Source organism: Syntrophomonas sp. DTU019 (assembly GCA_913757435.1).
Classification (GTDB): domain Bacteria; phylum Bacillota; class Syntrophomonadia; order Syntrophomonadales; family Syntrophomonadaceae; genus DTU019.
Map to the genome: position 1 here is coordinate 437,627 of CAJYDM010000002.1, position 20,632 is coordinate 458,258.

Sequence of the window (20,632 nt, forward strand, 5' to 3'; positions counted from 1 at the left end):
CTCAAACCTCCTGAGCCGAAGGCTGCCGGGTCAGAATCATAAATGGAATCTCCACCTGTTCTTCATTGAGTACCTGGATGATGAACAGGTCTCCTTCCTCATGGAGGATGGTGTAGTCGGGCCGGGAGGTATCAGTTCGCGGTTCCCACCTGGCCTGCTCCAACAGGTGAATATAATCGGAGGGGAATGCCTGTCCGTTTTGCAGAGGAACCTTTACCAGCCGGACTCCCATGTCCTTCCAGGTGCGGGCTACATTGCGCGGCGCCAGCAGCCGATCCAGGTCTGATTTCAGCTGCCCCAGATGGGCCAGCTGAGTCTCAGCCAGGGTTCGCATCCGTTCCACCTGATCCTGATTATAAGCTGAACGCCGCCTGGCCGTTTCTATCATGCTGAGCTGGTGAGAAAGCATGGAAATAGCCCCTCTGGCCTGGTGTAACAGAGCATTAAGGTGAGGCGTCTGGCGAACCTCGGCTTCATTGCTCATACTGCGCAGGAAAGGCGACCAGAAAGCCAGCCATTCCCTGACCTGAACCAGGATCTGGTAACTCGGTTCGGGGTTATGCTGCAGGGCGGTTGTGAGCTGGCCTAACTGGTTAAGAGCGAATTCCACATCGCGCAGCGATTCCTGCAGACTTTCGGCTGAGGTTGGGCCCATAAACATCAAGGAACTTAACTCTGCACCTGGGGACAGCTGGTTTGAGGCCCGCAGTTGTAAAAACTTCTGCCAGCCCTTCAAGCGTTCCAGTATCAGAGCTTTTATATCAGCAGCAGTCTGCTCCGATAACAGGGCCTGGCAGTAGAGTGACAACTCCAGGGTGAACTGGCCAGTGATCCAGGCGCTTATGGGATCGTCGCTGTCATTAGCTGCTTTCAGGTGTTTGATACGCTGCTGCATATCCATGGCCAACCTGGTCTGCCCGGCTTGATTATTTAGCACTGGGCTGTTAAGCAATGCTATCAGATAGGTCACCTCGCTGATCGCCTGGATGAGTGCGCGGGGGCAGCGAGCCGGCCCCTGAAAAGGCGCTTCGGCTACATTCAGGATAGCGGCATAGCCGGGGTATTGAGCCAGGTAGCTCATCAGTTCCTGGTCCTCCAGATATGGAACTATTCTTAACAAATAAGTCTGCAGAGACTGCAATTGATGCTCCAGATCAGTCAGAACCAACAATAACTCAGTGCCCTGACGCATAGTTTCTTCTTGCATCAGTCGGGCTTCCTGCTCATTTATATGGAAGAAAACCTGAATGCTCTGCAAAAGGGTTTTTAGCAGGTTGTGTAAACGGGTATACCGCTTTAAGGTGGACATGATATTGGTTTCCAGAACCCCTTGCTGCTGGGAGAGCATGAGCAGTTCCTTGACCTCTTGATGCCAGCGCTGCTGGTATAGGGGCAGATAATGCTCCAGGAAACTCTGGTAATAGAAGCTGTTTATGTGCAAGAGGTATTGATCTATATCAGCCTCGCCAGGTATCTTTGCCATGGTGCTTTGGGCGTCAACTTCCCGCCGCAGGCGAGCCAGCAATTCTTCTAGTATCTGAGTATAGGCCTGCATATCGACTACATTGGAATCCAGTTTTATCGCACCCCCAAAAATGCACCTGCCAGTATATTGCGCTCCCAGATACGGTCACGCTGTTTGAACAGATCCGGCCGATGCTGTAATTCGAATTGCAGGTCGTCTCCCTGCAGTTCACTCATCCGTGACAGGAGACGATCCCCCGCCTGCCTGTCGCCATGGTCAAGATACCTGCTTAACTGCTCCCATAAGCGAGCATTAAAAAATATCGCACTCGGCACCCAGGCCCACATTTCCTGGCAGAGGGACATTAGCCAGGTACAGCTTTGCTTATTTAGACCGGATTCAAAGCTGCGATTCACCCATAGCGCACACATAGCCAGGGTAAAGGCTTGCTGTGGCTGGGCTTGTTTGAGGCTGTCAACCAGTTGGCGCATTAACCCCAGTCTAATCATGCCCTCGGCATCGAACCAGGCTTGCTGTTCCTGGTTCAGCTCGCGGCTGATTTGCAGCAGCCATAGTCTGAGGGAGGCCACAATAGCTGGCCCAGAGGGGCTGTCCGATTGCAGCCGCTCCAATATCCCCAGGCTGGTATAGGTGGGAGCATGGTCGGGAAACAGGGGAAAATAGCGCTTGTGTATAGAACGGTAGGCTGCCGCGGCTGATGGGCCATGCTCCAGCATGGCGTATGCCGGTGCCACCTTGAGCAGTAGTCGCGACCACCGTTTATATAGCCGATTACCGGCTTCAAGCCCTTTGAAGCGACCCTTTTTAACCCCATCCTCATAGGCTTCGAGCAGAATAGCCATGCTGTCAGGCACCAATCCGGCTTCAAATATAGCCTCGGCTGTCTCTATGACCTGGAGCATATGATCTGTTCCTGGATGGTTTTGTATATCCCGACTGCACATACTGCTCATCTGTAAAGCTTGTAACAAACACTTATTTTTATCGCCATACAGGCCGGGCAGAGTATTTTCCGAGAGGCGGTTCAAAACCGTGCCATACAACTCTTTAGCCTCAGTATGTGCCGGGGCTTTTAGCAGTTGGCGCAGGCTGGGGTTGGCGGTCCGGGACATCAAATAATGACTGGCTTCCTGACTCAGGCTTTCAGCGATGGCGCTATACCAGGGGGATAGTTCCTCGCGGTATAAGCTGACCAAAAACTGTAATTCCACCGGGCGGGGCCGGTAGAGCAATAAATACCAGGGAAGGAACTCGAGAAAGCCCTGTATGACAACTGGCGGTGAAGTTGTCAGCCACTTCAGTATGGGCATTTTGTTCATATTGTGGAATAAGGCCACATACAGGTCACGGCTTCTGCCGCAATAGAACCAGGCTCGTACCAAAAGGTCCACTTCTTCAGGGCGGTTTAAAACCATGTCTGCCGGATTGAGCTGCGAATCGCGTATTTCCCGACGTTCTGCCAGTTCCTGTCCCCATAGCTGAAATAGGTCTATTGCTTTATCGGCACGGTTCTCAGCTTTCATGCGGTTCTCCTTCCGGCAAGCCATACAAGGCCAGATTCATCAAGCGGCAGGCCTCACCGGCCTTAGCCCAGTTCGATTCGGTCAGGTAAATATAGAAATAGATGGATTTCTCTTTATTGGTAAAAATGCCTCCCAGGCGGTCTGCTGCCACGACTTCTATACGGTCCTGTTTGGCTTTATGTACGGTCAGATACCTTATACTCTGCAGCCGGGTGATGAAACTGAAACGGCTCAAACGATCGAAATGGGCCTTTAAGCCGGGCTCTTTGAAGGGGTTGCGGTCTTCGAACAGCATGACCACCTCGCCATCATGGGGAGGGGGCAGTTCGTTAAGGCGCTCCGGCTTCATCGCCATTTGGTCCACGATCTCATAGAACAAGCGGCCTTCGGCTTGCATTTCTGAACAGGCCTTGAGAAAAGGCTGGTAAGGGGTTGGAAAGTACTGCCATTGCACCGGACGCTGCTGGGCATATATCAACAGTTCCGGCTCTCTTGCCAACAAAGAGATCACATCACCCAGAGTGTATTCGAATTCGGGAAGGTAAGTGGCATATTGCTCATGGAGCACCCTGCTGTATCTGCGGTGAAACACCTGATAGGAAAATGAAGAATGGACCTGCAAATGTCTAATGTAGTCCATCAGGTTTTTGTATTCATCCTGGCACAGCTCCTGCTGCCGCAGCAGTTTCTTCAAAATGGCCCGCATATGATGCCCTCAATACTTTTTTACTATTTTACCGCAAAGCTTAATGGAAATCCGTATTTATATCCTGGATGGCGGTGAGGAACGATTCGTCTTCAACATGCCTGGCTGATGAAGGTCTATCTTTGAGCAGGGGGCATCTGCTTGCCGTATGTCCAGCCGCAGCTTGATGCCGTTTTCTGCATATCACTATGATAGAATAATGTTAGAGGTGATGTTAATGCAAGTTAAGGACATCATGACCAAGGCGGTGGTCAGTGTAGAAAGCCGTAAAACGCTGAACCATGCCCTGGAACTTATGGTGGAGAACAATATCCGCCGCCTGCCGGTTCTGTCTCAAGGCAGTTTGATCGGCATGATCGTACAGCATGATATAGAAAAAGCACTGCGCTCACCTGAATTCGTGGGTGATAGCCCGGTTGACTGGGTCATGACCAAAACGGTGATCACCGTACCGGCCCAGGCCGATCTGACTGAAGCCATCGACCTTCTGCTGAAGCATAAGATCAGCGGAATACCGGTAATTGAAGGCGGTGCCATGGTGGGGATAATAAGCGAGACGGATATACTGCAGCTCTGCAAAACATTATTAGAAAGGCCGTAAAGCAAGACCGAATCCAGCTGTTGGGGCGGCCATTTTATTTGAACTGGGGTTTAAGATGAAGCAGGCTTTCAATATTTGGATATTTCCGCTGTTGACCTTACTGGCAGGTCTGGCCATTTTCATTAATCATCAAGAGATCATAACTTCTGCCCATGGGGCTACCAGCACTTATATCAACAGCGCACGGTCAGGCAATATCGGCTATGGCAATCCCCAGCAGGCCCACAACAGCATCTCCTTTGAGGGCTTGGAGCCGGGGGATATTATATTGGGCGCATACCCCGACTGCGCCTACGGATATTACTCACATGCTGCTATGTATGTCGGCTCTGGACAGATTATTGAGGGCTATGCTGATCTGGGGATTACCCTGCAGCCTGTAGATCATTTCCGCGAATACCCTCAAATTTGTATTTTGCGGGTCGAGGCTGATAAGGCCCTCAAACAGGCTGCGGTCGATTATGCGCTGCGGCAGCTGGATGAGGTGTTTTATCCGGTGGCCTTTAAATCTGGGGACAGAAGCTGGAATTGCAGCAAGATCATGTGGAAAGCTTATCAGACCCAGGGATTGGATTTCGACACTACCGGGGATTTATGGGTGCCCCCGGATATTTTTTATCACAGCCCCTATGTCAGTGTAATCAGGGAAGGGGGGCAGTTATGATCACCTTGCGCCTCTTATGGATTCACATCTTTGCCTGGGGAGCGGTATGGCTGATGAGTTATTGGTCCGGTTGGGAGTATCTGGCCGCGGTTTTGTACCTGTTGGTAATCACCCTGGAAGCTGACAGTCTGCGGGGAGTTGAGTGGGGAAAACGCTTGTTATCGTCATTGGCCTGGCAGATACCAGGTTTTTCCATGGCCTTTATACTGCTAACGGGCTGGGATCCTGGAGGGATTTATAATTATGCCATCTTCTTGTTGCTATTCTGGATGACCCCTATTTTGCCCTGGCTGGCTCTTTTACCACCCAGTGACCTGGCCTATCCTTCCTATTACTACGGATTGATTGGCGGCGCCCCTCTGCTCGCTTTATGGATATGGACCTTCAGCGGCAAAATAAATCCGCTGGCAGTGTTCAAACACAATAAGTTGGGCAGTGCCAAGGATTGTGTTTGATTTAATCTGCCAGCGGTTTTTAAAGAAACCGGCAGTTTTTTATCAATAAGACTTATCCGTTTTTCAGGTGCTTATTGATCTGTGGTGACTGCCGGTTTCTAATCATATTGTGTACCAAAAAGATAATCATATACTGTTAAATAAATCCAATTATACAATCCGGACAGCATCCGTCCAGTTCTGGGGGCAGGCGGATCACTGCAGTATGACACCGCCAATTCAGCACCAACCGGAATGGTCTGTTAATCGCAGTTCGGCTCGGATAGGTTTTATAGGTCAAGCCATTAATTTTGTGGAGGAGGAAAAATATGCCATTGCCGCAAGTGCTAGTGGAAAAAACCCCGGGGATCGCATGGATTACCATGAACCGTCCGGAGGCCCTTAACGCTTTAACCCCGGAGATGATGAACGGGGTCAAGCGCGAAGTGCTGGCTGCAGACCAGGATGCCGATGTAGGGGTGATGGTCATCACTGGAACCGGTCGTGCCTGGTGCACTGGATTGGACCTGAAATCATTGGGGCAGATACAGTTCAGTGGAGGGGCAGTGGGCCCGGAAATAGATGAATATGGCAGGTCCTTTATAGCAGCGGTGCAGAATGCCTCCAAACCAGTTATTGCCATGGTGAATGGATTTGTATACACCGGAGGACTGGAGCTGCTGCTCAGTGCGGATATAGTCGTTGCCGCGGAAGAAGCCCGTTTCGGGGACACGCACTGCAAATTCGGCATCCGCCCCAGCTGGGGGATGAGTCAGCGCATGCCGAGGATAATCGGGCTTAACCGGGCGAAGTATTATACCTTTACGGCCCGCACCATGTCGGCTCAGGAAGCCATGCAATTCGGACTGGTTAATGTGGTGGTGCCGTCATCCAGGCTGCGCGCCGAAGTGGAAGAGATCTGCCAGGACATCCTTAGAAACAGTGCACAGACGATTGCAGCCTGTAAAGTCATGTACAACCAGGGTTGGCAGACCACTCTCCAGGAAGGCCTGGAGAATGTCGAGTATAAGCTGAATTTTAAGATCGATGACACCGATCAGCGATTGAAGGGATTTAGTGGGCAAAGTTAAACCCGTGGAGTGATCTTGCCCAATCTTCGTAGCCTGTATCTGGTGACTGAGAAATTGGTGCGGGGAAAAATCTGTCTAATAATTTGCCAAAATATGAACAGGGGCTGTAGTCCCGCTGTTATCGGCGACAAAGCGGTATCTTGCGCATAATTACTTAATGACACATCTTGCGTTAATTGTATTTAGCATACTCTTTTTCCAATCTGCTGGTATCATTAACAAACTTTTAACACCAATATGATGCACATTTATATTATAATAAACTAGCTGTGGTTCGACTATTTTAAAGAAATGTCGAAAAACGGTACACTATTGCTGCGGTAATCGATTCGATGTCAAATCCCGCCATGCGGGTTAATAATAGATTGTTTAAGGGAAGGAGAGAAGACTATGAAGGAGGCTGTGACCCTGATTCCAATGCCTGGATCGGCTCAAGCCATGATCGAGCAAATCGAACATGAAGCCCATACCAATATAAAATCATGCTATCAATGCGGCAAGTGTTCGGCAGGGTGCCCGGTGGCATTTGCCATGGATTACCCGCCCCGGCAGATAATCCGCCTCTTGCAGTTGGATTTGGTAGAGGAGGCCTTAAAAGCTGACAGCATCTGGGTCTGTGCTTCATGTGAGACCTGTTCGGCTAGATGTCCCCGCAATGTGGATATAGCATCACTGATGGATGCAATGCGTCGCAAAGCCTTAGCTGAAGGAAAAGTAACCGACAAAAAGGTGGCTGCGTTCAATGAAGGTTTCCTGGGCGGGGTAAAGAATTTCGGACGCTCCTTTGAAGCCGGGATCCTTCTTTATCATAATCTTAAAACCGGGCAGTTGTTCAAGGACATGGAACTGGGGCTGCCCATGATGCAGCGTGGCAAAGTGGAAGTTTTGCCCCATAAAATCAAGGGCAGTGCCCAAGTAAAAGCGATCTTTGACCGGGTCGATAAAATGGGGGGGGAATAGCATATGGAAATCGGTTATTACCCCGGTTGCTCCGGAGGCGGCAGCGGAGTTGAATATAAGCTGTCCACCTTAAAGACTGCGGAGATGTTTGGTATAAAACTGCGGGAATTGGAGGATTGGAATTGCTGCGGGGCCACTTCAGCCCACAATACCAACAAACTCCTTTCCCTGGCCTTGCCGGCGCGCAACCTGGCCATAATGGAAAAAATGAATCTGGACACCTTGCTGGCTCCCTGTGCGGCTTGCTATAACCGCCACCGGGCGGTGGAGGTGGAGACTAAAAACGATGAGGCCTTGCGCGAGAAAATACAGCAAGCTATCGACATGGAATTTTCAGCCCGGACCACTACCATCTCAATACTGGAATGGCTTGTCAGGGATGTGGGTATCGAGGCCATACAAAACAAGGTGGAGAAGCCCTTAAAAGGCATGAAGGCCGCTTGCTATTATGGCTGCCTCTTGGTTCGGCCCACAGCTCATACCGGATTCGATGATCCCGAACAACCGAACACCATGGATCAGGTAATGACTGCCCTGGGTGCGCAAGCAGTGGACTGGCCGTATAAGACCGAATGCTGTGGAGCGGCCCTGGCAACCTCGCGGCCCGATATCGGCAGCAAAATAATATACGAGGTAATCCGCAATGCCAAAGATGCCGGGGCGGAATGCATTGTAACCGCCTGTCCCCTGTGCATGTTGAACCTGGATATGCGCCAGGCCAAAGTAGCAAAGACCATGGGCGTGAAACTGGATATGCCCATCTACTATATCACTGAAATGGTGGCCTTGGCCGGAGGCTATACACCTAATGAAATTGGTGTGCCGCGGCACTTTGTAGAAGCTATGGGCTACTTGAACAGTCTGCCCGAAAAGGCCGCTGCCCTGGCAGCGGAAGAAGAGGCCCAAAAGCCTAAAAAAGCGGCGAAAGCGGCAGTCAGCCCTGGTGCCGGCCAGGCGGACGGCGCAGCCGAGCCTGCAGTTGATGCAGAGGCTGTACAGAAGAAAATCGAGGCTATGCTCAAGGGCATTCAGAAGAGCCCGGATAAAATCGCCGCCCGGTTGATCGAAGACCCTGAGAGGGCCAAAGTATTGGCCGAACTGATGGCTCACGACGAGAAGAAAAGCCTTAAAATAGCAGAACTGATGGTTACAGATAAAGACAAAGCCACTAAAGTGGCAGATGCCTTTGTGACCGGGGAGCTCAAGAAACGGGACAAAGCATAAGCTCATGTCGGGCAAGGAGGGTTAGTGAATGAAAAAGCGAGTGGGCGTATTTGTGTGCCAGTGCGGCACCAATATTGAAGCCAATGTGGATACCGAAAAGGTTGCTGAATACGCCAGAAACCTGCCCGGGGTGGTATATTCGACCACATATAAGTATATGTGCTCAGACCCGGGACAGGAGATGATAAGAAACGCGGTCAAAGAACAGCAATTACAGCAAGTGGTGGTGGCCTCTTGTTCACCGCGCATGCATGAGAACACCTTCCGTCGCGCGGTCGAGGCCGGGGGTTTAAACGGCTACTTGTTCGAGATGGTCAACATCCGCGAACAGGACTCCTGGGTTCATCATGACCGCGGGGAAGCCACCCGCAAAGCCATGGACCTGGTGCGTATGGGTGTGATGAAGGTCTTAAAGAACAAACCTTTGAATATATCCACCATCCCCATTACCAAGAAAGCCCTGGTGGTGGGGGGAGGCATTGCCGGGATGCAGACCGCGCTAGACATTGCTGAAGCCGGGCATCCGGTGATACTGGTAGAGAAGGAGGCCTCCATCGGGGGCAAGATGACACAGATCGATAAGACCTTTCCCACCATGGACTGCGCCGCCTGAATAGGCACCCCCAAGATGGTTGCTGTGGCGCAGCATCCTAACATCGAACTGATGACCTATAGTGAAGTGGTGAAGGTTACAGGATATATCGGCAATTTTACCGCCACCATCAAAAAGAAAGCCAAGTACGTGGACTGGGATCTGTGTACCGGTTGCGGCACCTGCTGGGAAAAATGCCCCAGCAAAAAAATTAAAGATGAATTTGAGATGGATATGGCCAACCGCACCGCCATTCACAAATTGTTCCCGCAGGCAGTGCCCGGTAAGCCCCGGATCGACGCGGCCAACTGCACCAAACTGACCTCGGGCAAATGCGGCATCTGCGAGAAGCTGTGTCCCACCAAAGCCATTCGTTTTGATGATAAAGACGAATTGGTGGATGTGGAAGTAGGGGCTATGGTTATGGCCACCGGTTATGATTTGATCGACTGGCAAAACAGCTATGGCGAATACGGCTACGGCAAATACCCGGATGTTATCACCAGCCTGCAGTTTGAGAGGCTGGTCAGTGCGGGCGGGCCTACCACCGGCAAAATCAAAAGGCCTTCAGACGGTAAGGAACCCAAGAAGGTGGCTTTTATCAAATGCGTGGGTTCGCGTGATGACAGCAAAGGCAAGAGCTACTGCTCGCGGGCCTGCTGCATGTATACCGCCAAGCATGCTTATCAGGTGAAAGACAAGATCCCCGGCAGTGAAGCTTACGTCTTCTATATGGATGTGCGCACCGGCGGGAAGAATTACGAAGAGTTTTATCAGCGCTCCCTCAACGCAGGAGCCAAATATATTCGCGGCAGGGTCAGCAAGATCTACCCTAGAGGCGATAAGCTGATACTGAAGTCTGAAGACACCTTGCTGGGTCGTCCCATGGAATTCGAGGCGGACCTGGTGGTTTTAGCCACTGCCATGGTGCCAGCCCAGAATTCTTTGCAACTGGCCAAGATGATCGGCTTTTCGGTGGACAAAGACGGCTGGTATCAGGAGGCCCATCCCAAGCTGCAGCCGGTGGAGACATTCGCTGCCGGGGTGTATCTGGCCGGAAGCTGCCAGGGGCCTAAGGATATTCCTGACAGCGTAGCCCAGGCCAGTGCGGCCGCGGTCAAGGTATGCGGGCTGTTCTCCAAGACCAGGATGGCAGTTGAGCCTATGACTTCGGAGGTAGATATCAGCAAATGCTCGGGATGCCAACTGTGTGTGCCCATCTGTCCTTATAGCGCCATCTCGATGAAAGAGATCCAGGAGCGGGGCGGACATGGACACGGACCATTTACCCGGCAGGTAGCCGAGGTCAACAGCAGTCTTTGCCAGGGCTGCGGAGCCTGCTTGCCGGCTTGCCGCACTGCGGCCTTAAACCTAAAAGGGTTTACCGACGAACAACTGGTAGCGGAGGTGGATTCACTGTGTCTATAAATGAAGCCAATGCATGGCAGCCTAAAGTAATCGTTTTTGCCTGCAACTGGTGCAGCTATGCGGCTGCCGATCTAGCCGGCTTAAACCACCTGGAGTACCCGGCCGAGGTTAGAATTATCAGGACTCCCTGTTCAGGCAGAATGGACCCGCTTTTAGTGATGCGGGCACTGAACCGTGGAGCGGACGGAGTATTGCTCTCGGGGTGACACCCGGGTGAATGCCACTATGGTAGTGGCAATTATTACAACCGGCGCCGGCATACCATGATGAAGAGCATAATGGAATATATCGGCATTGAGCCGGAAAGATATCAGACCGCATGGATTTCAGGAGCTGAGGGACCCAAGTTTCAGGAAACCATGAGTAATTTTGTAGAAGGTGTCAAGAAACTGGGCCCCAATAGAAAGCTGAGGGATGCGCGATGAAAGCAATAAGCGATAAAATCAAAACTATTGCTGCCGGGCTATTCGACGCAGGTAAAATCGATGTATTCATCGGCTGGGAAGAAGGCAATCCCGATTTTGCCATAAGGCCCTATATAGCCAAGAGCAAAGCAGACCTGGAGAGAATGGCATTCAATGAATATGCCATCCACAACAGCAGCAACTATCTGCTCAAACTGCGCGACGGGCATGAAAAGATCGGCATAGTGGTCAAAGGCTGCGACTCCCGGGGTGTAGTAAGACTCCTGGAAGACAACCAGATCAAACGGGAGCGGCTCTACATCATCGGAGTGTCTTGCCCGGGGATGAAAGATCCCTTGCTGGCGATAAAAGCCCAATCTGGCCTGCTGCCCCAGCGGGACAGCGATGGGTTAGCGGTTAAATGCCAGAACTGCCTGGTCCCCAACCCGGTGATCTATGATGAACTGATCGGCGAAGAGCAGCCCCCGCATATGACGACAGAGCGCTTTGCACAAGTCAAGGCCATTGAGAACATGACCGTTGAGGAACGTTATCAATTCTTTGAGAAAGAGTTTTCAAAATGCATCAGATGTTATGCCTGCCGCCAGGCTTGCATAGCCTGTGACTGCCGCACCTGCATCTATGATGAGATGCGTCCCCAGTGGGTGGGACGGGAAAACAGCACATCCGACAATATGATGTACCATTTGGTAAAAGCCCTGCATATGGCGGGACGGTGCATCGAATGCGGGGAATGCGAACGGGTTTGCCCGGTCGATATACCTCTGATGCTGATCAACAACAAACTGGCCAAAGATGCCAACCACTTCTTCGGCCCTTATGAAGCAGGAATGAGTTATGTGGAAGGGCAGAAGCCGGCTTTGAGTGTCTACCGGGAAGACGATCCCGATGACTTCATATAAGGGGGGAGAAGCGTGAAAATACTAGCCAAGGATAAAGTGCAAGCTTTACTGGATAAAATCGCCCAACAGGCTACTGTGTACGTACCCATGGCAATCGAACAGGGTAGCGGCTTCTACCCCTGGAATGAGGATAATAAAGAAAAGCCATTATTGCTGGACGCCTTAAATGTCTATAATTCGCCTAAATACGTCGTGTTTCCGCAAACCGAGCGGATGTATGATCTCAAACAACAGGGCCAGGAACTGAGTATCGACAAAACCTATGAAGATAGCAGCGAACGGGTGATTTTCGGGGTCAGAGCCTGTGATGCCCGGGCTATGCGCAGCTTGGACGATGTGTTTTTAACCCGGGGCTTTGAGGACAGTTTTTACAAAGCCCGGCGCGACAATGTAACCGTTATCGGCAATGCCTGCTACAATCCGGGAGTTAACTGCTTCTGCGGGGCTATGGGGGTAGCTATGACCGAGCCGGAGACCGATGTCATCATAAGAGACACCGGTAATGACGGTTACATCTGGGAAGCAAAAACCGAAAAGGGCGAAAAGCTGACCGCTCTGGTGGCAGAATTCCTGGTCGATAAGGAGCTAAAATACCCGGAGGCCAAATCGTTCACCACTCAAGTGGATTATGAAGGAGTGGCTGAGAAACTTAAAAGCATGTTCGATCACCCGCTGTGGCAAAAGATGGCTGAACCGTGTGTTAACTGCGGAGCTTGCACCTATATCTGCCCCAGCTGCCATTGTTTTGACATACAGGTCAAGATGTGGGGAGATTCCGGCTATCGGTTCCGCTGCTGGGACTCCTGCATGTATGCGGAATACTCCGCCGAGGCTGGGGGAGGCAATCCACGTCCCACCGGAGTGGAACGCTTCCGCCAACGCTTTTTGCACAAACTGGAGTTCTTCAACGAACGCTACGGGTATTCCTTATGCACCGGCTGCGGGCGCTGCACTATAGTATGCCCGGCTGGGGTGAGGATAACTGATATAATCAATGAGATCAAGGAGGTGGACAGCAGTGTCGAACTGTAATTGCGAACAACCGCTGGTGCCTCACATCGTGGAAGTGATAGACATCGTTGAGGAGACCCCGGATGTGAAGAGCTTTTATGTAAAAAGCGTGGGTGGCGGCCTGCCATATCAAGTCATGCCCGGACAGTGTTCCATGCTGTCCCTGCCGGTAGGTGAAGGCATGTTTTCCTGCACCTGGCAGGAAGGACAGGAATACCAGCAGTACGCCATCAAGAGAGTGGGCCTTTTAACCGAGGAGTTGCACCGAATAGAAGTTGGACAGAAGCTGGGCTTAAGGGGACCCTATGGCAATGGCTTCCCCATCGAAACCAGCCGGGGCAAGGATATGCTGTTTATTGCCGGAGGCATCGGGCTGGCGCCATTGCGCTCCTTTATCAAGCACTGCTTCAAAAACCGTTCTGATTATGGCAAGATCACTATCATTTACGGTTCCAGAAGCTATAACGACCTGTGCTTCAAAAAGGAGTTGTTCGAGGAATGGCCCAGTCAGCCTGATACCGAAGTCCATATCACCATAGACAACCCTGAAGAGATCTGGAAAGGTCATGTGGGGTTCGTGCCGGCCTACGTTGAAGAGTTAGCGCCCGACCCGGCGGGCAAGGTATCAGTAACTTGCGGTCCGCCTATAATGATCAAGTTCGCCCTGCAGTCCTTGCAGAAACTCGGATATCAAGACGAACAGATCGTAACCACCCTGGAGATGCGCATGAAATGCGGCATCGGAAAATGCGGGAGGTGCAATATCGGCAGTCAGTACATCTGTCTGGATGGCCCGGTATTCGACCTGACCCAACTGAAACAACTGCCGCAGGAGTGGTAAAAATTAAAGTTTCCACAGCGGGGACGCGGGGACGGTTCTTCTGCCTGGGGTGGAACCCCAGGCAGAAGAACCGTCCCCGCGTCCCCGTGCCTTCCAACCGCTTATCTGAATATAGCACCCCCAAACAGATAGCCCAAATAGAATACGCCAGCGATGGCGACTATATGTAAGATCCACCATCCGCTGCGCAGGAAACTGAAACTGCCCAGCTGCATATCACTCAAATTTCCGTCGTCTCGTCTCATCTCATCAGTCATTTTTACTCACCCTTTTCTTGCCACAGTGCGGCTTTTTACAATTAATATGGCTGTATTTGTTAATTGATATACATGCTGCCAATTTGCTGAATCGGGGCATCATATTTGACAAAGGGTATATATTCACTAGAATGTATATAGCAGAAACTATTGCACAAATGTGTGCACATTCAAAGGAGGCGCCTATGACCAACCTGCGCAAAGATCTTTTGAACCCTACGCTGAAAGAGGTCCTGGAAAATTTCTGCCTGGATAAAACCTATACCTTAGGTCAAGGCAGTTACCTGATAGACGATAAAGGCATCCGTTATCTGGATTTCATAGCTCAATACGGATCGGTGCCCTTTGGCTACAATCCTGATTTCGTTTGGGATCGGCTGGAAATGGTGCGCCGGCAGAGCATCCCCAGCCTGTGCCAGCCATCCCTGCCCGCCGAGGCTCTGAAACTGGCCAATCTGCTGGCTGAACTGACGCCTGGCGACCTATGCTATTGTACCTTTTGCCAGAGCGGCACCGAAGCGGTGGAGGCAGCCATCAAACTGGCCAGATCATCCACCGGCAGGGAATTGATCGTATCCACTACCAACAGTTTTCATGGTAAGACCCTGGGATCCCTGTCTGCAACCGGCAAAAGCTCTTATCAAGAACCGTTTCGGGCTCCAGCCCCGGGTTTTATAAGCCTGCCTTACAATGATATCGACGCTCTTCGAGAGGTGTTTATAGCCTGTCAGGGAGAAATCGCGGCTTTTATAGTTGAACCGGTGCAGGGTGAGGGCGGCATTGTCGTGGCCAGACCGGGGTATCTCCGGGAAGTCCAGGATTTGTGCCGCGAGCATGGAGTAATCTTCATGGTTGATGAGATTCAGACCGGGTTAGGACGGACCGGGCGTTTATTTGCCTGCGAACATGAAGGCATTGAGCCTGATGTCTTGCTATTGGCCAAGGCCCTGGGTGGCGGACTCTTGCCCTTGGGGGTCTGTATTAGCACTCCTAAGGTGTGGAATGAGGATTTCGGCATGCTGCACAGCTCCACCTTTGCCAATAACAATGTAACCTGCGCGGTCGGTCAGGCGGTATTGGAAATGCTGCTAATGAACGACCAGGCTCTGATAAAGGACGTGGCCCGTAAGGGCAGTTATATGCTGGAACAACTGCAGATAATCGCCGGACGCTACCCCGGTGTGATCAAAGAGGTACGCGGGCAGGGGCTTATGATGGGAGTGGAGTTCAATTCGCTGGAAGACTGCGGTTCCTACGATATGGCTTATCTGGTCGATCAAGGCGGGTTCTCGGCCTTATTAACCGGCTTCCTGCTGAATTGCTATCAGATCAGATTGGCGCCATATCTTAATAACTCTATGACGCTGCGTTTGGAGCCTACCCTTACCATTGAAGATGAGGATATCGAGAGAGTCCTAAGGGCCGTGGATGACACCTGCCGGATAATGTATTATAAGGATTACGCCAGACTTTACCGCTATCTGATCGGGGATAACAGCCGACCTGGCAGAATCACCAATTATCGGGCCAAACACCGTAAAACTCAGGCCTCTGAGCTCCGTGCGGGTGAAGCCCCCAGCAAAAGGTTCGCCTTTATAATTCACTATCCCGGACCTGAGGATGTGGTATTAAACAATCCTTCGTTCGATACTTATTCGCGCGAGGAGTTGTACCGCTTTATGGAGTGGGAGAGCCGCGCTGCGGAGCCTGGAATGGTATGTCACCTGCCGGCCTTGCGATCCAAAGACGGCACTGTAGCCGAAGGCTGGCTTATCGGGGTTCCCTATGGCGGACGGGAGATCATGGGTTCATGCCGTGAAGATGCGGTGGAAGCCATCCGCAATGCGGTAGACATCGGGCGCGAGTTGGGCGCCGGGATCATCGGCCTGGGGGCCTTAACCTCGGTGGTTACCCGCGGCGGACGGTCAGTCTTGGGCAGGGATGTTGCCATCACCAGTGGCAACAGTTTCACTACTCTGATGGCCATGGAAGCTCTGGCTGCGGGCGCCCAGAAAATGCACATTGATCTGCAGCAAGCCCGGGGAGCAGTGGTAGGTGCAACCGGTTCCATCGGTCGGGCTTGTGCAGTTATGTTGTCCGAGCAGATCGCCAATATCACCCTACTGGGAAATCCAGCTCATGTCAGAAGCAGCCATAACCGCCTGAATTCACTGGTTTCCGAACTGTTGAACTGGGCCTGGCAGCGCTGTCAGGAGGGTAATCCGACCGGATTAGCGGCATGGCTTGCTGAGGCCTTGAACCAGGCTGACCAATTCAGCCTGCCCCTGACTGAGGCTATAAAGCATAACCTGTCTAACGATACGCAGATATCACAGCAGATGTTGCAGGAATGGTGCCAGCAAATGGGCATCTGCTGTCCTTTGCACATCTCGCTGGACATCGAAGCTACCTTGCCGGAATGTCATTTGGTGGTAGCAGCCAGCAATTCCCCCGAATACTTGATTTTCCCTCACCACCTGCGTTCTGGAGCGGTGGTATGTGATGTAGCTCGTCCGGCTGACGTTTCACCGGAGACCATCTCTTCCCGGCGTGACGTCCTGATTTTGGAGGGGGGCTTGGTTCAGCTTCCTGACCAGGTGGCTTTTGGGGCCAATCTGGGCTACCGCGAAGGGGTCACTCTGGCCTGCCTTTCTGAGACCATACTATTAGCTTTGGAAGGGGATTATCAGGACTACAGCATAGGCAACAATCTCAGCATGACTACTATCACTTACCTGCGCGATCTGGCCGCCAAGCACGGTTTTGGCCTGGCGGGGCTGAAGATGGGCAATGATGAATTAAACGATGAGGCTATTGCCCGGATTTACCAGAATTCACTAATCAGTCTGAAAAGGGTCGGCAGCCTCTAACTGCCCTCAGGAATATTGGGTTTTGTATTGAGTGGGAAAAAAAGTTATCATAAACAGAGAGAACCCAGTTGATTTCAAGGGGGTAGGGATGTGGACCTAACAGAGATAGTAATTAAAGAGAATGGCAAATGGTATTTCGGTCAAGCCGAGATGTTTCGACGCAACATTGTAAATATTCTGGCCCAGCATATTGAGAAGGGCGAAGACGGCAGCTATGGCATACGCCTGGGCAACGATTACAACCCATTGACGGTGGAAGACGTGCCGTTTTTGGCCAGCGGATACTCTGAAGAAGAGGATGGCAGAATCAAGCTCACCTTTCACGATTTACAGGAAATGTACCTGGAGGGGGAGATACAACTGTTCTTAAAAGGGGATGTGCCCTATGTCTCGTTTCGCTGGGAGGCCGATACCCGACTGAGCCGCGGGGTATACTGGAAACTGAGCCAGTATTTCACTTTTCGGGGTGATGAGGTTTTCATCAGCATTCCCGCCATGCAGAAATCGTAAGCTGACGGGACGGGTCTTTTGGATGCACCGCTAAAGACCGGCAAGATTGCCCTGGCCCACCTTAACGGGTTCCCGGTTATTACTAGCTGGGAAAAACAATATGCGTTTAAATCTCTTTTTTATAAGGCGCAGATTTGGTTTTAACTGAGCAGACCCTGGGAATTAATCTCCCAGGGCCTTTAATTTGGCTTGAAAATCCTTTTCTGACCGGATTTTGATACCCTTCAGGTTCTGGGACTGCTGTATACCCCCGCCGCCCGGCTCCATGATCAGATAATTGAGCAGTCTAAGCCCCCAGCCTTCGTTTTGATTACTGCGCCAGCGTACCAAGAGTCGGGTGTTTTCACGGCCAATCTCTTTGAGGTAATAGGTCCAGACTACAAGGTAATCATCTCTTACTCGGCCAGTCATCATCAAGGTATGAGGCGGTCTTACTATTTCAGCTTTCATCCCTAATTGTGGGGTGAGATTGACTTTATCCCCCTCCCGTAAATGCTGTAGTTCCGGTATAATCCTCTGTGCTGACCGTTTGCCCTCATAAAAGTAGTCAGGCCCGGCTAGGCGGTTAATGAAATCCCAGTTGTACCAGCCCGCACGCTTATAGCCCATCTGTACCACATAGCCCCATACTATCTCCCGGGGTGCATGCACATCCACCGCCTGGGTGTATTTCCAATTGGGGTTTACTACCAGACCGTCGCCCGGCAGGGCAGCGCGGATTTCCTCAGGAGTGGCGCCCATGCGCAACATCCAGGGGCGTACCAGAAGAATATAAAGTGCTAACAGAATGGCAGTGACCAAAATAGCCCTTATTATCATAACCGAATCCATTGCCCAATCATTGACCACAACCGTAGAACCGGTTTAAGCGCATAACAACTGTCGCCAGGCATTGACATTACAGCACGCCTTTATGGGGCGTCCTGAATAGCCGTTCATCATAGGTCAGCAGCTCATCCAAATCAGCAATCATGAGGGCTTTATCCCGGGGTAAAAGACCGTTGACATTACAGTAATTGTTGCTGTGGTCACTTAGGAAGATGCTGCCTTCACATTCCAGGTTTTCTAATAGCAGTCTCACCTCGCGCAGGGTCTCATGAGGTGTCTGCAACACAAATTCCCCGCTCTTATATGCATCATACATAGGGGTACCGCGGTGAGGGAAAAAGGTTCGCAAGCGGATGAATTCGGGACTGAAGGCATTCAGGGTTTTGGCGCTGTTGATGGCATGCTGTTCGCTATAAATCCTGCCCCCAACACCGGCTAGAAAGTATTCGCTGACCTGAATGCCGGCCTGTTTCAGTTTTGTCCCGGCGGATATAATCTCCGCACTGCTGGTGCCCTTGCAAATTTTCTCCAGTACCACGTCATCACCGCTCTCCATTCCCATATGCAGCCGATTCAAGCCCGCCTCCTTAAGAGCCCCCAACTCTTCCGGGCTTTTCTTATTGACGAAACGGGCTGAGCCGTAGACGGTTATTCTCTCCAGATACGGAAAACAGGAGCGGGCATAACGAATTATGTCTACCAACTGCTCGGTCTTCATGACGATGGTATTCCCGTCCGGGAAAAACAGGGACTGAACCCCTTCGCCATAATATTCCCGGGCTGCCCTCAGGTCGGCTTTGATATCCTCTACAGGGCGGACCCGGAACTTGCGGTCTTTGTATAGCCCGCAAAAGGCGCAGCGGTTGTGGGGGCATCCGATGGTAGCCTGTATGAGCAAACTCCCGGCTTCACTGGGAGGGCGATAAACGATTCCTTCATAGCGCAATTCTCATTCCTCCTTATAAATCAAACATAACAGATTGCGGAATGTTTTTGAAGGATTAGGCCATACCAATACCCAATTTCCAGTTGTTTAAACGGCTTTTTACCGATATATTTACAATAAGTAGGCATATCACGTTTCACGGGGCGGTGTTGTTGCCACTTAATACCTGTACCATCCCGGGGAATCACTATAAATGTCGCCAAGGAGCGAAGATATGACCATACAGGTTTTAATTGCAGCAGACCAGGAAAGAGAACGGGTTGTTTTGAGGTACCTCTTAGAACAGCTGAAAGCCGTGGAAATTGTCGGGGAGGCAGGAAGCGGTCAGGAGGCCCTGGCCTTCATACAGGAGCACAACATTGACCTGGTGATCCTTGATGTAAACGGAGCGGCCCGGGCAATGGAGGCGGCCGCTGCTATATTGGATTTGCACCACCCGCCGTTGCTGGCCTTGTTAGGTTCGGAAGCGGAGTTGGCGGTCAAGGCCTTTGATATCGGAGCTTTCGATTTTGTGCTCAAACCAATGGAGTTGAAGCGTTTACAGAAGATGCTTGAGCGCGCCCAGGAGCGCAGCCTGGAACAGGACCACCTTAAGTTACTCATACAATCCCAGCTTAAGGAGAAAATGAATCTGTTATTGGACAGATACCTGCAGACGGAAAAAACGTACCAACTCCTGCCGGTGCGGGGCAAAGGTAAAATCACTCTGTTGCGGCAGCAGGACATAATATACTGCGAGAGTCAGGCCAGAAAGACCGCCGTATGCACTAAAACAGGCAGTCATCTCTGCAATTTCACCCTCAACGAACTGGTCGACAAATTGAACCAAGAGTCATTTTTTCGTGCCCATCCGGCCTATATAGTGAACCTGGATTATGTAAAGGAAATCCTCAACTTTGGAGAAGGCTCTTACATTCTTCGCATGCATTACAGTGAGCGGGATATTATCCTGAGCCGCTCCAGGTCAAAACTATTGCGGCAAAGGCTGGGAATATGATTTATACTGATAATAGTGCAAACAAGACCAAAAAACTCTTCGGCCAGACCGTATTTTATGCCTGTAAAATGTTTGCCCTGATTAACTGGACTCAGCCATGTACCTGTGAAAGCCGGTAATAAATCGAATGGTGGGTCTGTGTGGAGATGACTAATTGATTCAAACCGGGTTTGGGCGCAATCAAAGGCTTGCACAGTCAAATTGTCCAACGAAAACTACAAACGAAATAAAAATAGAGAAAATAATCACAAAATCTATTAATATAAAATGAGGGATATAGTACGTGCTTTAGAAAAAGTGTGAGGAGGGAAGAAAGAGGAGCACAGAGAATGGATG

The 20,632-nt window shown here is 51.2% G+C and carries 20 protein-coding genes; 14 read left to right on the forward strand and 6 right to left on the reverse strand.

Annotated elements, in window-relative coordinates; genetic code table 11:
• Position 1: 1 nt before the first annotated feature.
• The 3 genes from AC15IQ_RS07635 to AC15IQ_RS07645 are packed head-to-tail and all read right to left on the reverse strand — an operon-like array spanning position 2 to position 3,715.
• Positions 2–1,555 (reverse strand): hypothetical protein, encoded by a 1,554-nt coding sequence (locus AC15IQ_RS07635; protein ID WP_483178360.1) that lies wholly within the window; start codon positions 1,553–1,555, stop codon positions 2–4.
• 23 nt (positions 1,556–1,578) lie between these two features.
• Entirely contained in the window at positions 1,579–3,009 is a 1,431-nt protein-coding gene (locus tag AC15IQ_RS07640; protein WP_483178362.1) for a hypothetical protein, read from the reverse strand.
• Entirely contained in the window at positions 2,999–3,715 is a 717-nt protein-coding gene (locus AC15IQ_RS07645; RefSeq protein WP_483178364.1) for a hypothetical protein, read from the reverse strand. Before AC15IQ_RS07645 ends, AC15IQ_RS07640 begins: the two co-directional genes overlap by 11 nt.
• Positions 3,716–3,926: 211 nt before the next feature.
• Between AC15IQ_RS07645 and AC15IQ_RS07650 the strand changes: the two genes are divergently transcribed.
• The 11 genes from AC15IQ_RS07650 (at position 3,927) to AC15IQ_RS07700 (ending at position 13,888) form a co-directional block, all read left to right on the forward strand.
• The gene (locus AC15IQ_RS07650) at positions 3,927–4,316 is read left to right on the forward strand and encodes a CBS domain-containing protein (RefSeq protein WP_483178620.1); all 390 of its coding nucleotides are present in this window, start codon (positions 3,927–3,929) and stop codon (positions 4,314–4,316) included.
• 55 nt (positions 4,317–4,371) lie between these two features.
• Positions 4,372–4,980, forward strand: a complete 609-nt coding sequence (locus AC15IQ_RS07655) for a YiiX/YebB-like N1pC/P60 family cysteine hydrolase (protein WP_483178366.1) — start codon at positions 4,372–4,374, stop codon at positions 4,978–4,980.
• On the forward strand, positions 4,977–5,435 hold the full coding sequence (locus AC15IQ_RS07660) for a hypothetical protein (RefSeq protein ID WP_483178368.1): 459 nt from the start codon (positions 4,977–4,979) through the stop codon (positions 5,433–5,435). The genes AC15IQ_RS07655 and AC15IQ_RS07660 overlap by 4 nt, the downstream gene beginning before the upstream one ends.
• A 308-nt stretch (positions 5,436–5,743) precedes the next feature.
• A complete protein-coding gene (locus AC15IQ_RS07665) occupies positions 5,744–6,505 on the forward strand; it encodes an enoyl-CoA hydratase/isomerase family protein (protein WP_483178370.1) in 762 nt (253 codons plus the stop codon).
• Positions 6,506–6,895: 390 nt separating this feature from the next.
• Positions 6,896–7,465 carry a 4Fe-4S dicluster domain-containing protein gene (locus AC15IQ_RS07670; protein ID WP_483178371.1) on the forward strand — a complete coding sequence of 190 codons (570 nt, stop codon included), beginning with the start codon at positions 6,896–6,898 and terminating at the stop codon, positions 7,463–7,465.
• A gap of 3 nt (positions 7,466–7,468) precedes the next feature.
• Positions 7,469–8,689 (forward strand): CoB--CoM heterodisulfide reductase iron-sulfur subunit B family protein, encoded by a 1,221-nt coding sequence (locus AC15IQ_RS07675; protein WP_483178373.1) that lies wholly within the window; start codon positions 7,469–7,471, stop codon positions 8,687–8,689.
• 28 nt (positions 8,690–8,717) lie between these two features.
• Entirely contained in the window at positions 8,718–10,709 is a 1,992-nt protein-coding gene (locus AC15IQ_RS07680) for a 4Fe-4S binding protein (protein ID WP_483178375.1), read from the forward strand.
• On the forward strand, positions 10,706–11,134 hold the full coding sequence (locus tag AC15IQ_RS07685) for a hydrogenase iron-sulfur subunit (RefSeq protein ID WP_483178621.1): 429 nt from the start codon (positions 10,706–10,708) through the stop codon (positions 11,132–11,134). The genes AC15IQ_RS07680 and AC15IQ_RS07685 overlap by 4 nt, the downstream gene beginning before the upstream one ends.
• Complete coding sequence (locus AC15IQ_RS07690) at positions 11,131–12,036, forward strand: 4Fe-4S binding protein (protein WP_483178376.1); 906 nt, start codon at positions 11,131–11,133, stop codon at positions 12,034–12,036. The genes AC15IQ_RS07685 and AC15IQ_RS07690 overlap by 4 nt, the downstream gene beginning before the upstream one ends.
• 12 nt (positions 12,037–12,048) lie before the next feature.
• Positions 12,049–13,068, forward strand: coding sequence for a 4Fe-4S dicluster domain-containing protein (locus tag AC15IQ_RS07695; protein ID WP_483178378.1), 1,020 nt, complete (start codon positions 12,049–12,051; stop codon positions 13,066–13,068).
• Positions 13,055–13,888 carry an FAD/NAD(P)-binding protein gene (locus AC15IQ_RS07700; protein WP_483178380.1) on the forward strand — a complete coding sequence of 278 codons (834 nt, stop codon included), beginning with the start codon at positions 13,055–13,057 and terminating at the stop codon, positions 13,886–13,888. Before AC15IQ_RS07695 ends, AC15IQ_RS07700 begins: the two co-directional genes overlap by 14 nt.
• A 101-nt stretch (positions 13,889–13,989) precedes the next feature.
• Here the strand turns inward: AC15IQ_RS07700 and AC15IQ_RS07705 are convergent, their stop codons facing one another.
• The gene (locus tag AC15IQ_RS07705; RefSeq protein WP_483178382.1) at positions 13,990–14,145 is read right to left on the reverse strand and encodes a hypothetical protein; all 156 of its coding nucleotides are present in this window, start codon (positions 14,143–14,145) and stop codon (positions 13,990–13,992) included.
• Between the two features lie 185 nt (positions 14,146–14,330).
• On the opposite strand from AC15IQ_RS07705, the gene AC15IQ_RS07710 reads away from it, so the two are divergent.
• Together AC15IQ_RS07710 and AC15IQ_RS07715 are read left to right on the forward strand one after the other, a co-directional pair.
• Complete coding sequence (locus AC15IQ_RS07710; RefSeq protein ID WP_483178384.1) at positions 14,331–17,015, forward strand: aminotransferase class III-fold pyridoxal phosphate-dependent enzyme; 2,685 nt, start codon at positions 14,331–14,333, stop codon at positions 17,013–17,015.
• 90 nt (positions 17,016–17,105) lie between these two features.
• Positions 17,106–17,525, forward strand: a complete 420-nt coding sequence (locus AC15IQ_RS07715; protein ID WP_483178385.1) for a DUF1285 domain-containing protein — start codon at positions 17,106–17,108, stop codon at positions 17,523–17,525.
• A 162-nt stretch (positions 17,526–17,687) separates the two neighbouring features.
• On the opposite strand, the gene AC15IQ_RS07720 is transcribed toward AC15IQ_RS07715, so the two are convergent.
• Complete coding sequence (locus AC15IQ_RS07720; protein ID WP_483178386.1) at positions 17,688–18,356, reverse strand: hypothetical protein; 669 nt, start codon at positions 18,354–18,356, stop codon at positions 17,688–17,690.
• A gap of 67 nt (positions 18,357–18,423) precedes the next feature.
• The gene (locus AC15IQ_RS07725; protein WP_483178387.1) at positions 18,424–19,299 is read right to left on the reverse strand and encodes a radical SAM protein; all 876 of its coding nucleotides are present in this window, start codon (positions 19,297–19,299) and stop codon (positions 18,424–18,426) included.
• Positions 19,300–19,513: 214 nt separating this feature from the next.
• On the opposite strand from AC15IQ_RS07725, the gene AC15IQ_RS07730 reads away from it, so the two are divergent.
• Entirely contained in the window at positions 19,514–20,296 is a 783-nt protein-coding gene (locus AC15IQ_RS07730) for a LytR/AlgR family response regulator transcription factor (RefSeq protein WP_483178388.1), read from the forward strand.
• Positions 20,297–20,632: the final 336 nt, after the last annotated feature.

Bases quoted from the DNA above. Each gene is read 5' to 3' on its own strand.
- AC15IQ_RS07635 (WP_483178360.1), bottom strand. From the start codon at position 1,555: ATGCAGGCCTATACTCAGATACTAGAAGAATTGCTGGCTCGCCTGCGG.
- AC15IQ_RS07640 (WP_483178362.1), bottom strand. From the start codon at position 3,009: ATGAAAGCTGAGAACCGTGCCGATAAAGCAATAGACCTATTTCAGCTA.
- AC15IQ_RS07645 (WP_483178364.1), bottom strand. From the start codon at position 3,715: ATGCGGGCCATTTTGAAGAAACTGCTGCGGCAGCAGGAGCTGTGCCAG.
- AC15IQ_RS07650 (WP_483178620.1), top strand. From the start codon at position 3,927: ATGTTAATGCAAGTTAAGGACATCATGACCAAGGCGGTGGTCAGTGTA.
- AC15IQ_RS07655 (WP_483178366.1), top strand. From the start codon at position 4,372: ATGAAGCAGGCTTTCAATATTTGGATATTTCCGCTGTTGACCTTACTG.
- AC15IQ_RS07660 (WP_483178368.1), top strand. From the start codon at position 4,977: ATGATCACCTTGCGCCTCTTATGGATTCACATCTTTGCCTGGGGAGCG.
- AC15IQ_RS07665 (WP_483178370.1), top strand. From the start codon at position 5,744: ATGCCATTGCCGCAAGTGCTAGTGGAAAAAACCCCGGGGATCGCATGG.
- AC15IQ_RS07670 (WP_483178371.1), top strand. From the start codon at position 6,896: ATGAAGGAGGCTGTGACCCTGATTCCAATGCCTGGATCGGCTCAAGCC.
- AC15IQ_RS07675 (WP_483178373.1), top strand. From the start codon at position 7,469: ATGGAAATCGGTTATTACCCCGGTTGCTCCGGAGGCGGCAGCGGAGTT.
- AC15IQ_RS07690 (WP_483178376.1), top strand. From the start codon at position 11,131: ATGAAAGCAATAAGCGATAAAATCAAAACTATTGCTGCCGGGCTATTC.
- AC15IQ_RS07705 (WP_483178382.1), bottom strand. From the start codon at position 14,145: ATGACTGATGAGATGAGACGAGACGACGGAAATTTGAGTGATATGCAG.
- AC15IQ_RS07710 (WP_483178384.1), top strand. From the start codon at position 14,331: ATGACCAACCTGCGCAAAGATCTTTTGAACCCTACGCTGAAAGAGGTC.
- AC15IQ_RS07720 (WP_483178386.1), bottom strand. From the start codon at position 18,356: ATGGATTCGGTTATGATAATAAGGGCTATTTTGGTCACTGCCATTCTG.
- AC15IQ_RS07730 (WP_483178388.1), top strand. From the start codon at position 19,514: ATGACCATACAGGTTTTAATTGCAGCAGACCAGGAAAGAGAACGGGTT.